Origin of the sequence: Nostoc sp. PCC 7524, from assembly GCF_000316645.1 — a bacterium.
Taxonomy (GTDB): domain Bacteria; phylum Cyanobacteriota; class Cyanobacteriia; order Cyanobacteriales; family Nostocaceae; genus Trichormus.
Genome location: NC_019684.1, coordinates 2191040 through 2213651, shown reverse-complemented (window position 1 = coordinate 2213651; position 22612 = coordinate 2191040). Strand labels below are relative to the sequence as shown.

Annotated in this window: 20 protein-coding genes and 1 pseudogene; 10 read left to right on the top strand and 11 right to left on the bottom strand. The window is 41.3% G+C overall.

Annotated elements, in window-relative coordinates; all coding sequences use genetic code 11:
* The first annotated feature begins 108 nt into the window (after window positions 1-108).
* The 4 genes from cobM (at window position 109) to rlmN (ending at window position 5229) form a co-directional block, all read left to right on the top strand.
* On the top strand, window positions 109-894 hold the full coding sequence (gene cobM, locus NOS7524_RS08780; protein ID WP_015138130.1) for a precorrin-4 C(11)-methyltransferase: 786 nt from the start codon (window positions 109-111) through the stop codon (window positions 892-894).
* A gap of 146 nt (window positions 895-1040) precedes the next feature.
* Window positions 1041-1394 (top strand): phenylpyruvate tautomerase MIF-related protein, encoded by a 354-nt coding sequence (locus NOS7524_RS08775; protein WP_015138129.1) that lies wholly within the window; start codon window positions 1041-1043, stop codon window positions 1392-1394.
* Between the two features lie 836 nt (window positions 1395-2230).
* Window positions 2231-3904, top strand: coding sequence for an FAD-dependent oxidoreductase (locus NOS7524_RS08770; protein WP_015138128.1), 1674 nt, complete (start codon window positions 2231-2233; stop codon window positions 3902-3904).
* Window positions 3905-4152: 248 nt separating this feature from the next.
* On the top strand, window positions 4153-5229 hold the full coding sequence (rlmN, locus tag NOS7524_RS08765) for a 23S rRNA (adenine(2503)-C(2))-methyltransferase RlmN (protein WP_015138127.1): 1077 nt from the start codon (window positions 4153-4155) through the stop codon (window positions 5227-5229).
* A gap of 175 nt (window positions 5230-5404) precedes the next feature.
* Here rlmN and NOS7524_RS30570 read toward each other — a convergent pair whose 3' ends face one another.
* Window positions 5405-5593 (bottom strand): hypothetical protein, encoded by a 189-nt coding sequence (locus NOS7524_RS30570; protein WP_015138126.1) that lies wholly within the window; start codon window positions 5591-5593, stop codon window positions 5405-5407.
* A 530-nt stretch (window positions 5594-6123) separates the two neighbouring features.
* Window positions 6124-6237: pseudogene (locus NOS7524_RS28390) on the bottom strand (helix-hairpin-helix domain-containing protein); the annotation flags it as partial.
* A gap of 441 nt (window positions 6238-6678) precedes the next feature.
* Here NOS7524_RS28390 and NOS7524_RS08760 point away from each other — a divergent pair.
* The gene (locus NOS7524_RS08760; RefSeq protein ID WP_041555636.1) at window positions 6679-8859 is read left to right on the top strand and encodes a DNA cytosine methyltransferase; all 2181 of its coding nucleotides are present in this window, start codon (window positions 6679-6681) and stop codon (window positions 8857-8859) included.
* Between the two features lie 19 nt (window positions 8860-8878).
* On the opposite strand, the gene uvrC is transcribed toward NOS7524_RS08760, so the two are convergent.
* From uvrC to NOS7524_RS08720, 7 genes are all read right to left on the bottom strand, one after another.
* The gene (uvrC, locus tag NOS7524_RS08755) at window positions 8879-10777 is read right to left on the bottom strand and encodes an excinuclease ABC subunit UvrC (protein WP_015138124.1); all 1899 of its coding nucleotides are present in this window, start codon (window positions 10775-10777) and stop codon (window positions 8879-8881) included.
* A gap of 218 nt (window positions 10778-10995) precedes the next feature.
* Window positions 10996-11418 carry a response regulator gene (locus tag NOS7524_RS08750; RefSeq protein WP_015138123.1) on the bottom strand — a complete coding sequence of 141 codons (423 nt, stop codon included), beginning with the start codon at window positions 11416-11418 and terminating at the stop codon, window positions 10996-10998.
* A 507-nt stretch (window positions 11419-11925) separates the two neighbouring features.
* Entirely contained in the window at window positions 11926-12705 is a 780-nt protein-coding gene (locus NOS7524_RS08745) for a hypothetical protein (RefSeq protein ID WP_015138122.1), read from the bottom strand.
* 29 nt (window positions 12706-12734) lie between these two features.
* A complete protein-coding gene (locus tag NOS7524_RS08740; RefSeq protein WP_015138121.1) occupies window positions 12735-13916 on the bottom strand; it encodes a M20 family metallopeptidase in 1182 nt (393 codons plus the stop codon).
* Window positions 13917-14192: 276 nt separating this feature from the next.
* On the bottom strand, window positions 14193-14786 hold the full coding sequence (locus tag NOS7524_RS08730; protein ID WP_015138120.1) for a Uma2 family endonuclease: 594 nt from the start codon (window positions 14784-14786) through the stop codon (window positions 14193-14195).
* A gap of 111 nt (window positions 14787-14897) precedes the next feature.
* The gene (locus tag NOS7524_RS08725) at window positions 14898-16904 is read right to left on the bottom strand and encodes a caspase, EACC1-associated type (protein ID WP_015138119.1); all 2007 of its coding nucleotides are present in this window, start codon (window positions 16902-16904) and stop codon (window positions 14898-14900) included.
* Window positions 16897-17295: a hypothetical protein gene (locus tag NOS7524_RS08720; RefSeq protein WP_015138118.1), complete on the bottom strand. Its 399-nt coding sequence runs from the start codon at window positions 17293-17295 to the stop codon at window positions 16897-16899. The genes NOS7524_RS08725 and NOS7524_RS08720 overlap by 8 nt, the downstream gene beginning before the upstream one ends.
* A 196-nt stretch (window positions 17296-17491) precedes the next feature.
* Between NOS7524_RS08720 and NOS7524_RS08715 the strand changes: the two genes are divergently transcribed.
* The 5 genes from NOS7524_RS08715 (at window position 17492) to NOS7524_RS08695 (ending at window position 20875) form a co-directional block, all read left to right on the top strand.
* Window positions 17492-17836 carry a hypothetical protein gene (locus tag NOS7524_RS08715; protein ID WP_015138117.1) on the top strand — a complete coding sequence of 115 codons (345 nt, stop codon included), beginning with the start codon at window positions 17492-17494 and terminating at the stop codon, window positions 17834-17836.
* A 118-nt stretch (window positions 17837-17954) separates the two neighbouring features.
* A complete protein-coding gene (locus NOS7524_RS08710; RefSeq protein ID WP_015138116.1) occupies window positions 17955-18305 on the top strand; it encodes a YtxH domain-containing protein in 351 nt (116 codons plus the stop codon).
* A 175-nt stretch (window positions 18306-18480) separates the two neighbouring features.
* Window positions 18481-18987: a DUF948 domain-containing protein gene (locus NOS7524_RS08705; protein ID WP_015138115.1), complete on the top strand. Its 507-nt coding sequence runs from the start codon at window positions 18481-18483 to the stop codon at window positions 18985-18987.
* Between the two features lie 285 nt (window positions 18988-19272).
* Entirely contained in the window at window positions 19273-20082 is an 810-nt protein-coding gene (locus NOS7524_RS08700; RefSeq protein ID WP_015138114.1) for a TPM domain-containing protein, read from the top strand.
* Window positions 20083-20251: 169 nt separating this feature from the next.
* Window positions 20252-20875, top strand: a complete 624-nt coding sequence (locus NOS7524_RS08695; RefSeq protein WP_015138113.1) for a precorrin-8X methylmutase — start codon at window positions 20252-20254, stop codon at window positions 20873-20875.
* 175 nt (window positions 20876-21050) lie between these two features.
* Here the strand turns inward: NOS7524_RS08695 and NOS7524_RS08690 are convergent, their stop codons facing one another.
* Together NOS7524_RS08690 and dapB are read right to left on the bottom strand one after the other, a co-directional pair.
* Window positions 21051-21743: a hypothetical protein gene (locus tag NOS7524_RS08690; RefSeq protein WP_015138112.1), complete on the bottom strand. Its 693-nt coding sequence runs from the start codon at window positions 21741-21743 to the stop codon at window positions 21051-21053.
* Window positions 21744-21761: 18 nt separating this feature from the next.
* A complete protein-coding gene (gene dapB, locus NOS7524_RS08685) occupies window positions 21762-22598 on the bottom strand; it encodes a 4-hydroxy-tetrahydrodipicolinate reductase (RefSeq protein ID WP_015138111.1) in 837 nt (278 codons plus the stop codon).
* Window positions 22599-22612: the final 14 nt, after the last annotated feature.

Sequence of the window (22612 nt, the reverse complement as noted above, 5' to 3'; positions counted from 1 at the left end):
ACTACTCCTATAGAGTGAATCCGGAAAGATACTGAGCAAATTCCCAAAATTTTTTTTTGAGGTGGGAATCTCTCCTAGTATTTACTTAAGCTTTATTAAAATTTGGGTATGAAAGCTCATCAAAATCTCATAGAACCGAAAGTTTATATTGTGGGAGCAGGCCCTGGAGATCCCGATTTACTCACGCTTAAAGCTCAAAAGTTGCTGGCTATGGCTGATGTGATTTTATTCGCTGATTCTCTAATTCCTGAACAGCTTTTGCAGTTTTGTCGAGAAGATGCAGAAATTATTCGCACTGCTGATAAGACTTTAGAAGAAATTCTACCTTTAATGATGGAACGGGTGCGATCGCAGCACAAATCTGTAGTCCGTCTGCAATCAGGTGATCCTAGTCTCTACAGTGCTACACACGAACAAATGCAGCTACTAGCCGAGGCTAATATCCCGTTTGAAGTTATCCCAGGTATTAGTGCTTTTCAAGCCGCAGCCGCCTCGCTAAAAGTAGAGTTGACTGTCCCCAGTTTAGTACAGACTATCATCCTGACGCGCATCAGTGGACGGACGGAAGTCCCAGTAAAGGAAGAATTAGCCTCTTTAGCAGCCCATCAAGCTAGCCTGTGTTTATATCTGAGTGCGCGTCATGTAGAAAATGCCCAAGCCAAATTATTGCAACACTACCCAGCCGATACCCCCGTAGCAATATGTTTTCGTTTGGGATGGGCGGATGAAAAAATTAGGGTTGTACCTCTTGAGCAAATGGCAGACTGTACTCAGCAAGAAAATCTGATTCGTACCACACTTTATGTAATTAGTCCAGCATTATCCCAAACTAGCGGGCGATCGCGTCTTTATCATCCTGAGTATAGTCGCTTATTTCGTCCAGGGGAGGATTAGGGATTGGAGAGCAGGGGAGCAGAGGGGCAGAGGGGCAGGGGAGAAAAACTACTGACTAATGAGTAATAGCTAATCACCTCTCAAGCTGGGTTAATATTAAATTTTGTAGGCGCAAGCCTTGTCGTAGACTATTTTGAATTGATATTATGCCTTTAATTAAAGTACAAACTTCTGTATCTGCGCCTGCAAAGGGTGAAGTTGAGGCTATGTTAAAAAGCCTCTCAGCTAAGTTAGCCAAGCATCTAGGTAAGCCTGAATCTTATGTGATGACTGCGTTTGAAGCGGCAGTTCCCATGACTTTTGCTGGGACTACAGAACCCGTTTGTTATATTGAAATTAAGAGCATTGGCACAATGAAGCCTAATCAAACTGAGGCAATGAGTCAAGATTTTTGCCAACAAATTAATCAAAGTTTGGGAGTACCGCAAAATCGTATTTATATCGAGTTTGCTGATGCTACGGGGGCAATGTGGGGCTGGAATGGCTCTACTTTTGGTTGAGCGATCGCCACTTACCTATTCCTTACTTCCTACTTCTTACCTAAGCAAGTAAATTTAGAAAACCACGCGGATTATTATCTCTATAGTGTTGAGGACGGGTTACACATCCGTCCTTAGTATTTTGATTTATTGAATATAGATAAACATAAAATAATTAGCCTTACTAATATTCAGATTTTATCGAAACCAGTTGAGTTATTTGGTGAAGAGATTATAAACGTTACCCTGTAATATTTAAATTTTTATCAATACCTATATTTCTAATTTTATAGAACCATTTATTTTTTGATACCAGCATATTTTGCTACAAAGATTGAATAATTTCTATATTTTAGTATGTTTTGAACAAGATAAACATTTGAATTTTGTAACTAATTTAGCAATTTTAAGGTAATTAAAATAACCAAATATTTGGATGACTCAAAAAAAATACTGAATTTAACCTCAAGAAAAATTATTAAGTATATAGTCATCCTAATTAAGTTGTGCCATATTCATTTCTATTGAGTTAAGGGCAAAAGGTACTTGAACTAATACTTAGCAACTAGGTCAAAAAGTATATTTACAGGATTTATGGAGGTGTCACACTCAAGCTATCTTGTAGGGTGCGTCAGATGCCAAACATCTGTTGAGAATCACGAAAAACTCAAATCTGACGCACCCTGTGAATGTGCCAGTTACGTAAGTTCTAATTTAGTGAACCTATCTGATATTAAAGCTATTGATTATTAGTTGAAAAACACAGTTTAATAGGTTTTTCTGAAAACTGTGAAAGTTAGAAGTTATCTAAATGTACTAGCTCAAAAAAAATTAAGTTAACCAAAGGTAATTATTTAATGTTAATCGACGCACGTATACTACCTCAAAATGAAACTATTGAAACTGAAGTTTGCATTGTTGGTGCGGGGCCAGCAGGCATTACTTTAGCCCGTGAATTAGCTGGTACAGACTTTCGGGTTTGTTTATTAGAAAGTGGTGGACTAGATTTTGATCAAAATACTCAATCACTTGCTCAAGGTGAAAGTGTTAATAATCTGTTTGATAATTTAGAATATCAACGTTGTTTACAATTTGGCGGTACAGCTAACTATTGGAAGGTTCGCATAGGTAACAATGAAATTGGTGTGAGGCACGTACCACTAGACAAAATCGATTTTGAAAAGCGTGATTGGCTACCTTATAGTGGTTGGCCTTTGGATAAATCTCACCTAAATCATTTCTATGAACGCGCTCAGGCAGTTTGCGGATTAGGTGCTTTTGCTTATGATGCTGCAACTTGGGAAGATGCGGAAACTCCTCAGCTACCATTATCTAGTAATATCACTACTACAATGTTTCAGTTTGGGCCGCGTGCTGTGTTTACCCACGAGTATCGGGAAGTAATTAAGCAAGCTGGTAACATTACTACCTATCTCAATGCCAACTTAATGGAAATTGAAACAGATGCAACAGCAAAAAATGTCACTCGTTTACGAGTAGCCTGTTTATCAGGTAATGAATTTTGGGTGCGTGCTAAGGTTGTCATTCTAGCTACAGGTGGTATAGAAACGGCACGTTTATTATTACTATCAAACAAAGTACAAAAAACTGGTTTAGGTAATCAAAATGATCTAGTAGGTAGATTCTTTATGGATCATTCTCTAGTTAAATGTGGTCATTTGATTCCTACTAATTCAGATATTTTTAAGAAAACAGCTTTATATGATTTGCGGCGAGTTAATAACATCCCTGTTATGGGTAAGTTGGGTCTATCAGAAGATGTTATGCACCGTGAACAATTACTAAATATTAGTACATTACTATTGCCAATTCCTAAACCATATCAGTTAAAAGCAGCAAATTCACTAAAAACATTGTTGTCATCTATGTATGATCCACAAGTCCGTAAAAATATTTTCCAACATTTAGGAAATGTATTGATGGGTCTTGACTATATCTTACCTGCTGCTTACGGGGCAATGACTAAGCAGCAACCTTTTATTCCCAGTTTACCTTGGGGTGGTTGGTCGTATATTCCAGGGAAGGAAAAGCGATTTGTGGGGTTTGAACTATTGCAATTAGTTGAACAAGTACCTGATCCAGAAAATCGGATCACACTCATAGGCGATCGCGATGCTCTTGGTCGTCAGCGAGTTAAGTTACACTGGCGTTGGAGTGATATTGATATTGAACACATCAAGAGAACCCAGGAAATTTTAAAACAAGAATTTGCCCTAGCTGGTATCGGTGATTTACAAATTGCACGAGATGGCGATTTACCAAAATTAGTCCATCCTGGTTTACATCATCACATGGGAACAACACGCATGAATGATGATCCAAAACAGGGTGTTGTAGATCGCAATTGTCAAGTTCACGGCGTTTCTAATCTATTCATCGCCAGTAGTTCTGTTTTTCCCACCGGCGGTTATGCTAACCCCACACTTACTATTGTAGCTTTAGCCATTCGCCTAGCTGATCATGTGAAAACAGTTATGGCTAGTAAGAGTGAAGTAGTAGTAGGGGTGTAGGGGGAGCAGGGGAGCAGAGGAGCAGGGGAGGATGAGGAAGTGAGGGGAGATGTAGCTTGCTTCCCGTAGGGTGGGAGTGAGGGGAGATGTAGCTTGCTTCCCGTAGGGTGGGAGTGAGGGGAGACAAGGTAGAATTTTTACCCAGTCCCCAGTCCCCAGTCCCCAATCCCCAGTCCCCAATCCCCATTTTCACCAACTTGATTTGAAAGTTGTACGATAGAGATTCAGCATCCACATTGTGATTTTCTATGTCTGCTACGCCTCTTGTTTCTCCACTCAACTCACCCCTACCAGACACAACAACCTTAACTCCCCTACTTGGCGCTTCGGTGACGGAGTTAACGGCTTGGGTGCAACAGCAAGGACAACCTGCTTATAGAGGTAAGCAACTCCATGACTGGATTTATCACAAGGGAGTGCGATCGCTAGCTGATATTTCTGTCTTCCCTAAACAATGGCGTGCCACTGTTGCAGATTTTCCCATTGGACGTTCTCAAATTCACTACCGGGCTGTGGCACCAGATGACGCGGTGAAGTATCTTTTGCAACTCGCAGACGGGCAGATTGTAGAAACAGTTGGTATTCCTACAGAAAAGCGGTTAACTGTCTGCGTGTCTACCCAGGTGGGTTGTCCAATGGCGTGTGATTTCTGCGCTACTGGTAAAGGTGGCTACAAACGCAACTTAGACAGACATGAAATTGTTGATCAAGTCTTAACTGTCCAAGAAGATTTTCAACAACGGGTGAGTCATGTAGTCTTCATGGGTATGGGTGAACCGTTGTTAAATACAGAGAATGTCTTAGCTGCAATTAAATCTTTGAATCAAGATGTCGGGATTGGACAACGATCGCTCACTGTTTCTACTGTCGGAATTCGCGATCGCATCCGTGAGTTAGCCCAAGAACATTTGCAAGTTACCCTGGCTGTGAGTCTCCACGCTCCCAACCAAGCCCTGCGCGAACAAATTATTCCCAGCGCCCGCCCCTATCCTATCGAAGACTTGCTGACTGAATGTCGGGAATATGTAGCTATCACTGGCAGGCGCATTTCTTTTGAATATATCTTGCTAGCTGGTGTGAATGATTTACCAGAACACGCCTTAGAACTAGCAAAGCGTCTCAGGGGATTTCAAAGTCATGTAAATTTAATTCCCTACAATCCCATCGAAGAAGTTGACTATAAACGCCCTAACCGCGATCGCATTCAAGCTTTTCTCAAAGTTCTTCAACAACAACAAATCGCTGTTAGTGTGCGCTACTCTCGCGGTTTAGAAGCTGATGCAGCCTGTGGGCAATTGAGAACCAATCAAACGACTGGTAAGTAGCGAGGGATTGGAGATTGGAGATTGGGGACTGGGGATTGGGGACTGGGTAAAAATTCTACCTTGTCTACCTTGTTTACCTTGTTTACCTTGTCTACCCTCACTCCCTCATCCCCCTCATCCTCCCCTGCTCCCCCACCTCCCGACTCCCGACTCCCGACTCCCGACTCCCGACTCTCTACCTTTTTAAACGAATTCCAGCCGCATGAATACCTGGGGCGTAAGCTTCAATAACTCGGCCTGTCAGAGTACAGCTGATCATCAAATAATCGCAGTTGTGGCACTGTGTTCTAGTTAATTGACTATCGGAAATATAGTGACGTTCAGCTTCACTGCCACAGTTTGGGCAGTAAATTTTATGTACCATTGCTTTGACCCCGGTTGTAATTATCTTGATTGAAAAAGAATTGCTAAATGTAGCCCCAAAAAATATTCTGGTAATAGAGAAAAATAACAACAGCTAAAGGTATAGCTGTTTACTTTAAACAAGATTTTAGATTTGAAATTTATGTAATATTCTTCTCTATTATCTTAATGTTCATGAGAAACTACCATCTTACTGGAGATATAAAACTAATATTTGAGTCTATAGTGCTTATATTTTGATTGATCCCAATAGATAAGCCCTTGAGACAAGGTTATTAACCGTCATTTTCAAAAACGACAAAGCTATCTTTGTATTCAAATGTCAAAAGCAGGTAATTACTGTAGCTTAAGTAACAAAAATTTCTTTCTTAAGGTTTGGTTAATATTTTACAAAATTAAACTGTATAAAGTTAATTTCACGAAAACTTCCAATAATAGTGATTCCCAGGATTGGTTATGTTAGTTAATAATAAGTTTTGCATTGATCTATTACCAATAACTTTTTTTAAGCTGTCAATATTAGTTAGTTTGTCATCTATCCGAGGGATGAAAATAGTCATAGATTATTTGAGCTAACTTTGCCCCTATTCCTGGAACTTCAGCTATTTGTGCGGGTGTGGCTTGTCTGAGATAGTCAACAGAGCGTAGTTGATAATTGCATTTCACAGTGCAAAGGTTCAAATCAGATCATTACTTATGACAGAAAAATCGCGCTGTGAATTGCGTAGTATCCGATTTTTTGGCTGTGTAAAACACTCACGTCTGTATAGTCTTTGGCTGTTATGGACAAAATCTAGGCTAAATTTCTGGAGTATTCCATAATCAAATTTTAGTTAGTGTGACTTTATTAACCCCCAAGGCTTCATATTTACTGCATGAGAACAGAAGGAATTGTTGCGATATCAGTCAATTTATCTCATACCAGAAAATCACCGAATGATGAAAAAATGATTTTAGAACTAGAGAAAGCCACAATTTGAATTATCTAAGTTGAGTAGAACCTCCAATCAAAACTTGATTTTTTTTTGAATAACTTATGTTATAATGTTTCGTCCAGACATTTATAACAATATTTTGATAATTTTTATGGAGGCAATAAAACTAAAATTTGCTGACTTATTTGCTGGAATTGGAGGTTTTAGATTAGCTTTTGGAAAATCCCAATATGAATGTGTATTCTCCTGTGAGATTAACGAGGCTTGCCGACAAGTTTATTTTAATAATTTTGCAGATATACCAGAATATGATATTAGCAAAATTGATATAAGAAACTTACCGTACTTTGATGTTTTGACGGCTGGGTTTCCTTGTCAACCTTTTAGTATTTGTGGACGAAGAAAAGGGTTTCACGACACTAGAGGTACTTTGTTTTTTCATATTTGTGAAATTATTGAACATATCAATCCTCCTGTTGTTGTACTTGAAAATGTTAAACATATCTTACATCACGATCAAGGAAGAACATTAGAAGTAATATTATATTCTTTGGAAGATATAGGTTATGCCGTCAATTACGAAATAATTAACTCTAAGGATTTTGGCTTGCCACAAAATAGAGAAAGAGTAGTATTTGTAGCTACGAAAAATAGAAAATTTGATTTTGGGCTTCTCAAGAAAATTTATCCATTCCCTACCCTAAGAGAATTTTTATGTACTTCAGGAGAATTTGAATACTTAAATCCTCAAGAGTACACAATGATAGATAATCCGAAACAACAAGCGTCTGGTTTGATTTTTGTAGGATATCGTAATAAAAATATTTGGAAAACAGGTATTAGACCAAACACAGAACATTTATCCAGGGTTCATCATCAACCCAATAGAATATATTCTATAGACGGCGTACATCCAACAATCCCTTCTCAAGAAACTTCCGGTAGATTTTTTATTTACATACCAGAAGAAAATGCAGTTCGGAAATTAACGATTAGAGAGTGTTATAGAATTATGGGTTTTCCTGATAAGTTCAAAACCCATAGTAATTTAGCCGAGTGTTATAAGCAAATAGGTAATTCTGTCGCAATACCAGTGATGTATGAACTTGCAAATCAAATCAGGAAACAGTTTTTTTCTTATTTAGACACAGGCAATGAAATAATTAGTGATCATGAAAAATATAATTTTAAGCAACCCATTCAACTTGAACTACCTCTAATAATGAATCATAGAGAAAAACTTATACAAATTTACCAAAGTACATCTGAATTAGAAATTAATCAAATTACATTACCAGAAGCATATCAAAATTATGTCGCCGAAATTGCTAAAAAATGTTTTGCGAGGAAAGCAGTTCATACTGTATTAATTACTCTTTTAGTACATAAAATTCTACATCCATCTCAGGATATTAGATATCACCAAGCTGAAATGGTTGGTGGTTTTTCAGGGAGAAGTATAGATACAAAATACATTACTCCCACATTAACAGAGTTGGGCTTACCTGCAATGGCAGAAAGTGGTTGGTTAACTCGTTCTTTAGAACAACCTTATCCTTATACATTCGATTATAACGGCAACATCAGCCCTAAGTCTCTAAAAACAGCATTTCTCAATATTATTGATTTTGTGCAGACACATCCTGAAAAATCTGAAGAGGTATTAAAATTACTTCTAAAATTGATCAAATCAGCTAAGAATGATAATGTAGTTGAAATCATTAAATTAACCAATCCTGAAAAAATAGATATAAAAACTGTAGTCAATGCTTTAAATGAGCATTTCAACTATGACTATAAAACTGTTGGTGGCTCAAAATTGCCTGTTATTGCTTTTTATGCTGTTTATAAAATTCTCCTTAGAGAAATATCCAGATATAGTTCATGTACGCTCGGAAAATTAGGCAGTCATACAGCTTCTGACAGAACTTCTAGGACGGCTGGAGATATTGAAATTTTTGATAAAAATAATCATCTTGTTGAAGCTATAGAAGTAAAACATGGTCAAGAAATAACTTTGCAAATCGTTTATCGTGCTAAAGAGAAGATTATTCAACACAATCCTGGTAGATATTACATTTTTGCTTCAAAAGATGTTAAAGAATCAGAAGCAGATAAAATTAATAACCTGATTAAAGAAATTGCAACTGAACATGGATGTCAAGTAATTGTTAATGGAATCATGCCAACCATTAAATACTATTTGAGATTAATTATGTCTGTCACGGATTTTATTGAAGAATACTCTCAATTGATAGAGTCAGATAATGAATTACAAAAAATTCACAAAGAAAAATGGAATGAAATTTTAGGCAGATTAATGATTGAATAAGAAAGTAAATTCAGCTTTTTCAAGCGGGATGAAAATAGTCATAGATTATTTGAGCTAACTTTGCCCCTATTCCTGGAACTTCAGCTATTTGTGCGGGTGTGGCTTGTCTGAGATAGTCAACAGAGCGAAAATGTCCCAATAGCAGTTTTTGGCGATGGTGTCCCAAACCAGGAATTTCATCTAAGCGCGATCGCTTTAATTTATCACTGCGTTGCTGACGATGGAAACTCACCGCAAATCTATGGGCTTCATCCCGCAGCCTTCGCAACACTTGTACCCCTGGTTGTTCGCTATCAGTTGCTAGGGGTGCTGATTCTCCTGGTAAAAAAATCTCCTCTCGCCGCTTGGCTAAACTCACAACTCGCAAGTCTTCCAATAAATTCATCTCTTGCAAAACCGCAACCACCGCCGATAATTGACCTTTACCGCCATCTATCATGATTAAATCAGGCCAGTCGGGATTATCTACCTTTGATAATTGTGGTTCTTCTGCATACTTGCGAAAGCGGCGTTGGATGACTTCGGCTAAACTAGCAAAATCATCCGAGTGTCCTGTGGTGACAGTAGGATTTTTAATTTTGTAGTGGCGATAATGTTGCTTGGCTGGTATGCCATCAATAAACACAACTTGGGAAGCTACAGCATTAGAACCTTGAATGTGAGAAATATCATAACCTTCGATGCGGTGGGGTAAGTCGGGTAAGTCGAGAATTGTGGCTAAATCTTGCAAAGCTTGGTGATTGCGTTGGCGCAGCCCGTCGGAGACATCGCCCAATTTTTGCATTCTCTGTAATTCATACTGGGCATTGCGTTCTACCATCTCAATCAATTCTGCCTTAGTTTGACGCTGGGGGGCTAAGATGGTGACTTTTCTTCCCTTCCGTTGCGTCAAAGCTGCCGCCAAAATTTCCCCGTCAGGTAACTCATGCTGTACCAAAATTTCTGCGGGAATTTCCACAGAGTCAGCAGTTTGGTAGTGTTCTTCTAATACCCGTTGTAAGATTGCGCCTGGTTCAGCTTGAGACTCAGCCACAAATGCTAAACGTCCCACCAACTGCCCAGCACGAATCTGAAATAATTGAATGCAGGCGTGTTGTGCATCAGCTGCTAGAGCGATCGCATCCCGTGAAACAGTATCATCTGGTAAAGAAACCTTCTGTTGTGCGGTGAGGGAATTTAACCCCGTTATTTGATCACGAATCCGCGCCGCCGATTCAAAATTTAGCGCCTCTGCGGCTTTGTGCATCTGTTCCGTTAAAATCTCGATCAGTTCCTGAGTTCGTCCTTGGAATACCATCGCTACTTTCTGCACAGTCTTACGATATTCTTCTGGTGAGATGAGCTGTTGACACACCCCCGGACAACGGCCTAAATCATAATTTAAACAAGGACGGTCTTTAAATAATGGTTGCGGTCTTTGTCTCAATGCAAATATCCGCTTAGATATATGTAATATACTTCGTAATAGACCTGAATCAGTATAAGGCCCGTAATACTTATCTTTTTCTTTACCTAGCTGACGTTTACGGGTGATAAAAATCCGGGGATAGTCTTCTGACCAAGTAATACAGACATAAGGATATTTTTTATCATCTTTGAGCAGCACATTAAAGTATGGCTGGTGCTGCTTAATTAAGTTGGCTTCTAGCGCCAAGGCTTCGGCTTCCGTATCGGTGACAATGAACTCAATTTCTGTCACCTGCTTCACCATTGTGGCTATCCGTTCAGTTTTGTGATAGCCATCCCGAAAATAGGAACGCACACGCGATCGCAACTTGCGCGATTTACCTATATAGATAATGCGATCGCTGCGATCGCGCATGAAATAAACGCCCGGTTCTGGCGGAATCTCAGCCAGACGAGTTTCCAAGCGTTCTGAATCTTTAACCAGTGGTAGGATCTGAGCAGATGTTGTCACAGTCTCAATATAGGTAATTTCACACTTACCTATACTTATTCTAAGGAATATGTGAAGCCTGTGTGATTGTTAAACTCTTCTCTGTCACCTGTAACCTGTAACCTGTCACCTGTCACCTATCACCTGTCACCTGTCACCTGTCACCTGTCACCTGTCACCTGTCACCTGTCACCTGTCACCTGTCACCTGTCACCTGTCACCTATCACCTGTCACCTAATTAAATACAGCTATAAGCTAACTCTTGTTCAATTGCCAGCGTTAAAAGATTCAGATTTATAGGTTTAACAAAATAACTACGAGCGCCTAAATTCATTGCTTTTTCTTGATCAGATTTAAAAGCAAATGCTGAAACTACAATAATAGGTATCTTCAATAAATTGGGTTGTTGCTGTATTTTTTCGAGTAGAACATATCCATTAATATCTGGTAATTTCAAGTCTAATAAAATTAAATCCGGTTGAAATGTATCTATAGATAAGAAAAAATCCGCAGCATTCGATAAACCTTTGACATTGTAGTTACAATAGCTCAAATAATCACTGAGTAACATCCTATTAATATCATTATCTTCAACAAGTAAAATTCGTCTTGATGGATGTAAGTAATATCTTTGAGGTTTTGTCAGTAAATTGGTTGTCATTTTAGGAGCTAGTATATAATAATTACCTACCTTTACGGTAGTTTAACCATGATCATCAAGGCTAAAGCTGTGATATGTATCGACTCGTTTTATGCAACAGTAGATAATATTACTTAAATATATCTGCTTAAGTAAAGTTGAATTTTTTTAGATAAAATTTTTAGGTTTTTCCAAATCGGTCAAGAATTACTGCTGGAGATAGCAAAGCCAAAATGAAGGAACTAATATATGTCTATATCTTATACCGTTTCTTGATGAAGATGCAATTTATAAGTTGTTGTAGAGACTTTGCATACAACGTCTCTACAGAATTGATTTGGTGCAGCTTCTCATGGAATTGGTATTAGTATCTTAAATGAGTAAGATTAAGAATTAGTAAACAATTGACTGAATAAATGCAGAGGGCAGAAGGTTTTAAAAATAATTCCTCCCTCTGCCAAAAGGGTCATAAATTGCAAGCTGCTAATAAGCTTACACTGTACGCTGAAGAGACGGTGTGTTGATAATTCACACTAAATAACTGGTATTCGGCACAATGGGAAAAAAAGCATACTCATACCAAGCAGTCCAGATGAAACTGCGAATCCAGCGATCGCGTTTTTCCGGACTTAATTTATACTCAAACGCACCACAAGAAACATCAATTGCAGACAGATGTGAGTTACAACCGCAACCATGCTGATAAGTAAAACCATATTTTGAGGCGATACTCTGCACCTTCATTTGCATAGCAAATACTTTACAAGCATGAAGTATGGCATCCCAAGAACGCTTATGTGCGATATCCCGCTTATCAAATCTCAAAGCCCGTTCTTCAAACACATGATCGCGGTAAATCGGTGCTAAATGCACATGATAAAAACTAGCTGGAAGTTCATAACCAAACTCATCGAACAGTTCTAAGCCAATTTTTGCAACTTTGATTTCATCAGCATAATCAGAGCCTTTGGACTGCAAATCCTGCAAAATTGAGGCAAAATTAGGATAGTTATGAGTCATGAAATCATGACCATAGAACTCTAGGGTTTCCTGTGCGAGTTGTCCGAATAGCTGACAAAATGAAGGTTTGAGATGGGCGAGTTCTGGGCGTTCATTAAACAAGTCAACATCACCCTGTGCTAACTTGTATAAAAACAACTGCGCCATCTCAACATAAACTTGAGGATTACAGAGTCCGGTAGGTGCTACTCCCTTAGCAATGTCTTGCCATATTGGCGGCAGTTGAGTAACAGCAACAGCATTCTCTCCTGCTATGGCTGGGACACTGGGGAATTCAAGAAGCTGCATTTAGCTATCTCCGTAAGTAAGCTTGAGGTTTATCGTTGCTGGAAATACTGATATGCGGCGTATGCCATTGTTACAACTCCTGTGATAATAGCAGATTCATCTACCTCAAATTCCGGGTGATGTAAGGGATGGTTGATAATTCGATCTGGGTAGCCTACACCTAGGCGAAACATTGCACCGGGGACGTGTTCCAAATATACAGAAAAATCTTCTGCACCCAGAGATGGTTCTGGTAAAACTTGGACGCGATCGCTACTCCAAGCTGCTTCGGCGGCGGATTGCAACAATTGCGTCAGTGCATAATCATTGTTAACACCCGGTACACCTTGGTGATAATTAACCTGATACTTTGCACCGTAAGAATGGCAGACATTAGCGACAATTTTTTCAATCCAGTTAGGGAGTTGAGCGCGGGTTTCTGGGTGGAGCGATCGCACTGTTCCCCGCAACTGCACTTGATCAGCAATAATATTAGGCGCTCTCCCACCGTTAATTTTGCCAATACTTAACACCACAGGACGCAAGGGGTTTTGGGTGCGGCTAATGGCTTGTTGCAAAGCCGTAATTACTTGTGCCGCAATCCAAATTGCATCAATCGCCTCATGGGGACGCGCACCATGTCCAGATTCACCAAAAATCAGAATCTCTAAATCATCAGCCGCCGCCGTCAACGCTCCGTAACGCACACCAATAGAGCCAGCCGGGATAGAAGGGAAAACATGAACCCCCAAAACAGCCGAGACATTTTTCATCACCCCATCTTCGATCATCCAAATTGCACCTTGGGCAATTTCTTCCGCAGGCTGGAATAAAAACCGCACATTTCCGCTCAATTCCTCTGCAATTTGGGCGAGTATCATTGCTGTTCCCAAACCCACTGTAGTGTGAATATCATGGCCGCAAGCGTGCATCACCCCGGCTGTACGAGAAGCATATTCCAACCCCGTACTTTCTTGAATGGGTAAAGCATCCATATCAGTGCGAATTGCCAAGAAATGCTCATCTTGAAGAGAACCTTTAATTTCCCCCACTACGCCTGTTTTGCCAATTCCCTCTTGCACACGCAAACCACTGGAAGATAAAACACCAGCCACAAACGCAGCAGTTTGATATTCCTGTCCGCTAAGTTCGGGGTGAGCATGAATGTGGCGACGAATCTCAATCAGGCGAGGTGCGAGTTTGGCGGCTAAGTCTTTAATACGGGTTAGCATTGCTTGATATTAATTGACAGGCTTTGTTCCATGATAAGTGGGGATTGGGGACTGGGGACTGAGGATTGGGGATTGGGAATTGGGAATTGGGAATTGGGTAAAAATTCTACCTTGTCTCCCCTCACTCCCTCATCTCCCCTCACTCCCCCATCCTCGCCTGCTCCTCTGCTCCTCTGCCCCTCTGCTCCTCTGCCCCTCTGCTTCCCTACCCTCTGCAATATCAATATGCAAATTAAAGTTACAAGAGCTTAAACTTACTCAGCACAGTCGAGAAATTTATGGGTTGAGGATAAAACTTAAATCCAAAACCAACCCAGGTAATACATCTTCACCAGAAAGTTGGGGCGGTTGCTCAACAGAAAAATTAATGGTTTCTACTTCAACACTAGGGCGATAAATTTCCACTAACGGCGTTTGGGGATCAATCAACCAACCTAGGCGAACGCCATTATCCTGATACTCTTGCATTTTTGCCCGTAATGTCTTTAAGGAATCAGTTTCAGAGCGCAGTTCTATGACAAAATCTGGACACAGTGGGGGAAAGCGTTTCTTTTGTTCCGCAGTCAAAGCTTCCCAGCGTTCTGTTTTCACCCAAGCCACATCCGGCGAACGAAAAGCACCATTAGATAAATGAAACTCAGTTGAGGAGTCAAATACTTTACCCAGTTTGGCTTGCTCATTCCAATTGTAGAGTTTAGCCGTTAAGCCAGAATTTCTAATACCGCTTTCGCCGCCAGTTGGAGGCATAATAATTAATTCTCCTGCTGCTGTCAGTTCTATGCGCCATTCGTTATTGGCTATGCACAGTTGATAAAACTGCTCGTCTGTTAGACCTACGGCTGGTGGAATGTTGAGGGTGACAGTTTCCATAGGTATTTAATGGAGTTTATTTTATTATGAGCGATGCCTAGAGCAGACGAGTAACCAACACGTCTAACGTTTTTCTCGTTCCCTTCTTAACACTCAAAACTCATCACTGACTTAGGGAGTCCTCGCAGGGGAACAGACAACCCGAAAACCGATGTCGTAGCTCCTATTGTCCGGCACGAGCCAGTTACGAAACGCACAGCGACAGTACCTAGGATTGTTGCCCCAAGAACCACCGCGCAGCAGCCGAGAATGATTATTTTTGCCATCTATTAACCATGCACTACCGTCAGTGGGTGCGCCTTGATAATTTTCGTGCCAATGGTCAAGACACCATTCCCAAACCAGACCGTGCATATCATACAGACCAAATGCGTTAGCTACACCAAAACTGCCTACATCTGTAGTCTCTTTTCTATATTTGCCCTTTGATCCAGAACCATAGACATAATTACCGTCATAGTTAACTAAATCGGTGTTAATTGTCTCACCAAAATGAAATGGTGTTGCAGTTCCTGCACGACAAGCATATTCCCACTCTGCTTCAGTCGGCAAGCGACATTCCCGTCCTAATTTCTGAGAAAGTCGCTGACAAAATTCAACGGCATGAAACCACGATACCATTTCTACAGGACGATTTGCACCTTTAAAATTAGATGGGTCAATTTCTAAATCACGGTTAACCTTGGGTAAACTAGCAACAGCACGCCATTGCGCCTGAGTCACAGGGAATTTACCCATGAAAAAAGGCGGCACAGTAACTTTATGCTGGGGACTTTCGTACTCTGTTCGCTCTAGTTCCTTGTCTGGCGAACCCATCAGAAATTCACCCCCAGGGATGGAAACCATATCTAAGGTCACACCATTCCCCAAGTCAGCCGTAAAATATTCTGCCTGTCCCCGACTCCGGTTAATTTCCTCACCTTTGGCGTTGACAGTTACTATGTCAAATTGAAATTGACCTAACCCCCCCATCCCCCCTTCCCTACTAGGGAAGGGGGGTGTTTGACTCCCCTCTCCTACAAGGAGAGGGGTTGGGGGAGAGGTCGGTATACGAAGGCGTTGATGAATGGGTGCAATATCCTCATCCCTGAGTCCTAAATCATGCTGATAGGCTTGCAAGTCATTGGATACAATTTCATCGTCTGGATATCCTTCCTCAACAGCCTCTAGTAATGTTTGCTCATACTCCTCTAATTTTCGTTGAAATTCTCGGTGAGGCTGCAACACCTCAAATTCAATTGCTGCTGCTTCTTCTGGTAAAAGGGATAACTGAGTTTGTTTAGAATTTAAGAGCCTGCGTGCAACCTTGGAAATTTTTCCCTGATTTACCCGACGCTCTACTTCTTTACGGTAGATCAGCTTAGGATCATTAACAGGTGCTTTCGCCAACCAAATCTTGTAACCTTCTTTGACAGGATAAAACTGCGGTGTCATAGCTGGAGATACTTCTCGCACTTTACCACTAGCATAGTTATGCAACTCATCTACCGAAATCCTGCCATCTCCATCTTGATCTGCTGCGCCGTTGGTAATACCTTCTACTAAGTAACGAGTGTAAATAGAAAGGTCATATCCTGCGTGTTCAAAAGAATATTGAGTTGAGGTAGAAGAGGTGAGAATTGCTCTACCCTCACTATTTAACTCCTTTGCAATATCTACAGAATCTATGCCATCAGATTTAATATTAAACCCTTCAGGAAAAGCCCCACTAAAGCAGGAGTCTAGAATAATTACCTGCTGCTTTGACTTGCTCTCATTCATCCGGTCATGAAGATATCTAGCCTCCACTGCCGTTGGTGGAATTAGCCTACCCTTGTCTAGAATAGTTTCACTGGTAGATAAGTAAAGTTTACGACTTTCGTCCTTCACCCCATGACCAGAAAAGTAAAACAGCACCAAGTCATCTTTTTGGCGGCTAGCAAAAAGTTTGTAAATAGCTAGTTCCATTTCCCTTTTATTGGGATTAGGTAGCACTGTTACATTGGATTCGGGAAAATCACCCATTTCAGGGTTAATCAAAACTTGTTTGAGTGCTTCCACATCGCTAACAGCAGAAGGAATAGCTTTCAAGTCTGCTTGATATTCACTCACACCAATCAGCAGAGCAAATTTATCCATCGGTCTTGGTTACGCTCACTTTTAACTTGGAGAGCCTTTCAATAGCACTCAAAGCGTTCTCTAGCTGTTCTTGATTGTTGTACTCTATGGCATATTTTGCCCCATTATCTTCATATTCCAATTTCAGAGTTTTACCATAGAAGCGATTTCCTACTGAATCTAGCAATTCCTTCGCTTTCTGAGGATTGACTACCGTGTTCAGCATTCCTGGTATAAATGTCGCTAAACCTGGTTTAGCACGATCTGGTATTTCCGATTCTCTGACTTTTTCTACATCTTCGACTATTTCGCTAATTTCCTGGGCGAGATTAGCTGTTAATCTTTCTAACTCATCGGGTTCTAAATCAAGGTCGGCATCGGTTAAGTCAATTAAGACCTGAAGGTTATCCACTATAATGTTTACCTTTATAATTTCAGTATATTTAAGTAGATTATCGTAATTTTAGCTAAATTGGCAATGATAAGTGAGCCTTCAGAACCCCGACTTCTTCAATTGGGGTTCTGGCTGTTGTACAACAGTTATGATCAAAATAGAACCAAGTCAAGCACACATCATTATTCTTCGCTGACATTGGTGCAGGTCAAAAATGGTGACATTAGTTGTTGTAATTAATACTCTGATATCAATCATGCTGCTATGTGTGGCTTGGCAGGTGTGGCAATTGAAACGAAAAATCGCATTTATAGGCGATCGCCTCACCGACTACGAACGCTGTAGCCATGATTTACTCTACCAAGCACCCGCAAATCTTTATCTTGGGCAGCAGAACCTTCAGAATTTGCGACAAAGTAACCAAGCACTACAAATCCAAATTCAACAAGTACGACAAATTATCAGTATCCTATTGTTAGGACAACGCACATGGCGGCGCTATATTCGTAAACCAGACTTAATATCGAGAAATCATAGACCCACGAAATCTAGCTACTAAATAACAGCAACATTCCTAGCTGATATATTGTCACCATAGAAGAACCCGATAAAATCATTTAAATCTTGCAAGGGGAGCAAACCCACCTAAAATGGGTGTAAGGAGATAAACAGTTAAGATGTCTAATAACCGTTCTGGAGCATTTATTGGCGGTGTGATGCTAGGAGCTGCGATCGGCACTTTAGCCGGATTACTTGCTGCTCCCCGCACAGGGCGCGAAACCCGCAAAATTTTGAAAAAATCTGCCGATGCAATCCCAGAATTGGCAGAAGATTTATCAACCAGTGTACAAATTCAAGCTGACCGTCTTTCCGCTAGTGCCTTGCGAAATTGGGATGAAACTTTAGATAGACTAAGGGAAGCGATCGCTGCTGGTGTAGATGCTAGTCAGCGAGAAAGCCAAGTCTTGAAAAAGCAAAAAGCTGCCCAAGACTCAGACAACCTTCCTCAAGAATTAGAACGCTCATAAATAAAGCTGGTGTGCATATAAATTGCATCTAGTCAATAGATAAGATACTTTTGTCATGGGTGTTTTCTCATTTTGAATTTTGTAGCTTGCTTCTCTTACGTTCTCTTCGTTCGCGGAGCGTGTCGTAGACAGACGCTACCGCTAAACCCTAGGGTATTTTTAATTGTTTATTACCGTGATTGACCCCCTGTTTTGGTTGGGATTTTCGATTCTTTTAGTAGCTGCCAGTCTGACGGCCGTGTTAGTGGCAGCAATACCAGCTTTGCAGGAGTTAGCGCGAGCTGCTCGCAGTGCCGAAAAATTATTTGATACTCTCTCACGAGAACTACCTCCTACCTTAGAAGCCATCCGCGCCACAGGCATAGAACTGACAGATTTGACCGATGATGTGAGTGAAGGCGTTAAAAGTGTTGGTCAAGTCGTTAAACAAGTTGATCAAAGTCTAGATACTGCTAAAAAACAAGCTCAAAATCTGCAAGTAGGGACACGTAGTATTGTTGTAGGTGTCAAAGCCGCTTGGAAGACCTTTACCCGTCAAAAATCTCCCAGGCGAACAGTAGTTGAGCGTGTACAAATCACTGAAAAATCTTCACTCACACAACGAGACAGAGAAACATTCAACCCAGAAAATCGCCGCCCTAAAGCGGAAGCCTATCGTATTCATGATGGTTTTAGTGAATAGAGAAGTAGGGGAGTAGGGGAGGATGAGGAAGTGAGGGGAGATGTAGCTTGCTTCTCTTACGATGGCGTAAGCCTACCCGTAGGGTGGGAGTGAGGGGAGATGAGGTAGAATTTTTACCCAGTCCCCAGTCCCCAATCCCCAATCCCCAGTCCCCAATCCCCCGAATCTTTGCTTTCCTACCTAAGATTAGAGTAAAGTAAACAAGTGTAACGAAGTATCACTTTTCCCGTACTCTTTTAAAGCAACTTGTTCACTTCTACTGTTGATATTTGTATAAAAACGTCCATGCAGTCTTGTTTTTGGCGCAAAGTCTTAGTATCTATTACAGTATTTTTCTTGGCTGGGTCAGTTTGGGTGATGAACTCTTCCTCAGCACTGGCTTACGACAATCCCGAATTGTTGCCTAATTATTTCACCCCGGTTGTAGACTTAGCTAAAGCTCTCCCTGACCCCCAAGAAGAAAAGCTAGTCGAGGAAATTGAGCAGTTTGAAACTGATACTGGTTGGAAACTGCGCGTACTCACTCAATATGACCGTACCCCAGGTAGAGCAGTCATCAATTATTGGGGTTTGGATGACAAAAGCATTCTCTTGGTTGCTGATTCCCGTGGTGGTAACATCCTCAGTTTTAGTGTTGGTGATGCAGTTTACGAACTTTTACCCCGGACTTTTTGGATAGAATTACAAACTCGCTTTGGTAATTTGTATTTTGTGCGGGAACAAGGGGAAGACCAAGCTATTTTACAAGCCTTGAGTTCTGTGAAGGGCTGTTTACTCAAGGGTGGTTGCAGCGTTGTTCCGGGATTACCGAGGGAACAATGGATTTTAACTTTAATTACCTCAGTTATTGGTGGAATTATTTGTGGATTTGCAGCTCAACCCCGCACTGAAGGACAAGTTGTAGCTTGGCAATGGGCTTTAATTTTCTCACCTTTATGGGGAATTTTGTTTATTGCCTTCGGAATCGGCCCAGTAGTGACACGTACCAGCGATTGGTTGCCTTTAGTGCGTAACATTTCCGGCTTTCTCATCGGTGTTTTGGTAGCTTACCTCTCACCTGTGTTTAGTCGTCCCTCTTCCAATGCTAATTCTTGATTGGGGACTGGGGATTGGGGACTGGGGATTGGGTAAAAATTCTACCTCATCTCCCCTCACTCCCCCATCCTCCCCTGCCCCTCTGCCCCTCTGCTCCCATGCCCCTCTGCTTCCTCAGCGATCGCACTAGCTGATAAGCTGAAAGCTAGTCTTTCAGAACTCAAGAGCAATGGAATGGCACGTAACTGATGCTCAAAGTCTAGCAATTATTGATAGCGAAATTGGCGATCATGTCCTCTCACCCGCAGAATATGAGATTGTCCGGCGGGTGGTTTACGCTACGGCTGACTTTGAGTATAAGTCTTTAATTCGGTTTTCTGAACGTGCATTACAATCGGGTGCGGCAGCACTGGCGGCACGTACTACTATTGTTGTAGATGTGCCGATGGTGCAATCAGGTATTGCCTACGAGATTCAAAATACTTTTGCTAATGCCGTGTATTCCAGCACGGAAGCCATAACCCGTACTCAAACAGAAAGAACTCGTGCCGCTTGGGGAATTGAAAATTTAGCCAAGCGTTACCCAGAAGGTATTTTTATAGTAGGTCAAGCACAAACAGCTTTAACTACACTGGTAGATTTAATAGAAGCAGAAGAAATTAGCCCAGCTTTAATCATTGCTACATCTGTGGGATTTGTTGATGTGGACGATGCCAAAAGGCGTTTACAAGATTCTCTTGTTCCCAATATCACAATTGATAGCCGCAAAGGAAATGCCGTTGTAGCAGTTGCGATCGCAGACGGGCTGATAGACTTAGCATGGCAAGCTTACGGGCAGAATAGGAGAGGGTAGGGGAGTGGGGGAGTAGGGGAGTGAGGGGAGATGGGGGAGTGAGGGGAGACAAGGTAGAATTTTTACCCAATCCCCAGTCCCCAGCCCCCAATCCCCAGTCCCCAGCCCCCAATCCCCAATCCCCAGTCCCTAATCCCCAATCCCCAATCCCCAATCCCCAGTCCCCAGTCCCCAACTATTCCTCAACGCTTCGACGACGGCGGGGCTTTTTTTGTCTTGGTTGTCGGTTTTCGCGTAAGCGGTTACTGACTTCATCAAAGAAGTCTCTTCTGATAAAAGGATAATCACTTACCCATATATCACGGCTGGGAATATAGACATCGCTAAATTCTTCAATACTGCTCAAATCTGGGCGATTGGACATGAGAATCATTTCTGCTACTTGCCCACGGGCGATCGCTTTATGGTAAGGTCGCAGTGGTGCATCTAGTTCAACGCTAAATCCTGTATCGTCGCCAACCTCCAGGTTAATGCGTTTTTCCCGGTTCTCGACAATCACTAATTCGCCTTTGCTGTTGACGGTTTCTTGCTTACCAATTAACTTGTCTGTAATCCACCAATCTAAAATTCGACCACGAAAAAAACCACTGTATTTGTAACGGCGGCATTTGACATTCCGTAAACTTGCCTGGAAAACTGGGTACCACATCCAAAATAGTGCGGCGATGACTCCCAGGAAAAATAATATGGGGCCAGTTACCAACCGAAAAACTACTTTTACCAGCAGAATGACAGCTACGATGACTACAGAAATTAATAGGCGCTGCAAAAAATTAGAAAACTTCCCCCAGTAATACTTGTACTGTGGCCCAGTGGCAATTAGGGGGATGAGTTGTTCAAATTTCTGGCGAGTCAGTGGGACAAGCATAATTAGGGAATAGGGAATTTAGAGGATTTTTTCTAAACCATATACCAATGACTTTAACTGCAAGACTTTGCGAATTGCTAGTAATACTCCTGGCATATAGCAGGCGCGATCGCTGGTATCATGGCGTAAAGTATAAATTTGTCCTGGTGCGCCAAAAATCACTTCTTGATGAGCTATCAGTCCCGGCAACCGCACACTATGTATTCTAATACCTTCCTCTGCTAAACTACCTCTAGCTCCAGGGATTTTCTCCGTTTCTTCCACAACAGAAGGGTTAAAAGCTTTACCCATCTGTGCGAGTAACTGCGCGGTTTGAATGGCAGTACCGCTAGGAGCATCAGCTTTTTGATTATGATGCAGTTCAATAATTTCTACATGGTCAAAATATTGGGAGGCTGTGATGGCGGCTTGTTGTAGTAGCACCATGCCAATGGAGAAGTTAGGAATAATTAAGCAACCAGTGCTAGCTTTTTCAGCAAAATCTGCCAAATCTTGAATTTGTGCTGGACTTAATCCTGTAGTCCCAACTACAGGACGAATCCCGTAGGCGATCGCGCTGCGGACATTATCATAAACTGAATCAGGATGCGTAAAATCTACTATCACCCCAGGAGGCCCTTGTCTTTCACCAGCCACATACCCCAACATCGGTTCCAATTGGTCTGTGATAGGCACTTCTAGAGGTTCTCCTAAACCCGCAAGTTCCCCAGCATCTTTACCCTGATGTTCTGGACTGCGGTCAATTGCACCCATCAGATTTAAATCTGGTGCTTGTGCAACTGCTTTCACAACTTCGCGACCCATTTTACCAGCCGCACCATTAATAATCACCGGGATAGGAGCTTGATTAGTCATAATGACAACAATAA

Excerpts from the sequence above, each read along its gene's own strand:
- cobM (WP_015138130.1), top strand. The coding sequence starts at position 109 with ATGAAAGCTCATCAAAATCTCATAGAACCGAAAGTTTATATTGTGGGA.
- NOS7524_RS08775 (WP_015138129.1), top strand. The coding sequence starts at position 1,041 with ATGCCTTTAATTAAAGTACAAACTTCTGTATCTGCGCCTGCAAAGGGT.
- NOS7524_RS08770 (WP_015138128.1), top strand. The coding sequence starts at position 2,231 with ATGTTAATCGACGCACGTATACTACCTCAAAATGAAACTATTGAAACT.
- rlmN (WP_015138127.1), top strand. The coding sequence starts at position 4,153 with ATGTCTGCTACGCCTCTTGTTTCTCCACTCAACTCACCCCTACCAGAC.
- NOS7524_RS30570 (WP_015138126.1), bottom strand. The coding sequence starts at position 5,593 with ATGGTACATAAAATTTACTGCCCAAACTGTGGCAGTGAAGCTGAACGT.
- NOS7524_RS08760 (WP_041555636.1), top strand. The coding sequence starts at position 6,679 with ATGGAGGCAATAAAACTAAAATTTGCTGACTTATTTGCTGGAATTGGA.
- NOS7524_RS08750 (WP_015138123.1), bottom strand. The coding sequence starts at position 11,418 with ATGACAACCAATTTACTGACAAAACCTCAAAGATATTACTTACATCCA.
- NOS7524_RS08745 (WP_015138122.1), bottom strand. The coding sequence starts at position 12,705 with ATGCAGCTTCTTGAATTCCCCAGTGTCCCAGCCATAGCAGGAGAGAAT.
- NOS7524_RS08740 (WP_015138121.1), bottom strand. The coding sequence starts at position 13,916 with ATGCTAACCCGTATTAAAGACTTAGCCGCCAAACTCGCACCTCGCCTG.
- NOS7524_RS08730 (WP_015138120.1), bottom strand. The coding sequence starts at position 14,786 with ATGGAAACTGTCACCCTCAACATTCCACCAGCCGTAGGTCTAACAGAC.
- NOS7524_RS08725 (WP_015138119.1), bottom strand. The coding sequence starts at position 16,904 with ATGGATAAATTTGCTCTGCTGATTGGTGTGAGTGAATATCAAGCAGAC.
- NOS7524_RS08715 (WP_015138117.1), top strand. The coding sequence starts at position 17,492 with ATGGTGACATTAGTTGTTGTAATTAATACTCTGATATCAATCATGCTG.
- NOS7524_RS08710 (WP_015138116.1), top strand. The coding sequence starts at position 17,955 with ATGTCTAATAACCGTTCTGGAGCATTTATTGGCGGTGTGATGCTAGGA.
- NOS7524_RS08700 (WP_015138114.1), top strand. The coding sequence starts at position 19,273 with ATGCAGTCTTGTTTTTGGCGCAAAGTCTTAGTATCTATTACAGTATTT.
- NOS7524_RS08695 (WP_015138113.1), top strand. The coding sequence starts at position 20,252 with ATGGAATGGCACGTAACTGATGCTCAAAGTCTAGCAATTATTGATAGC.
- NOS7524_RS08690 (WP_015138112.1), bottom strand. The coding sequence starts at position 21,743 with ATGCTTGTCCCACTGACTCGCCAGAAATTTGAACAACTCATCCCCCTA.
- dapB (WP_015138111.1), bottom strand. The coding sequence starts at position 22,598 with ATGACTAATCAAGCTCCTATCCCGGTGATTATTAATGGTGCGGCTGGT.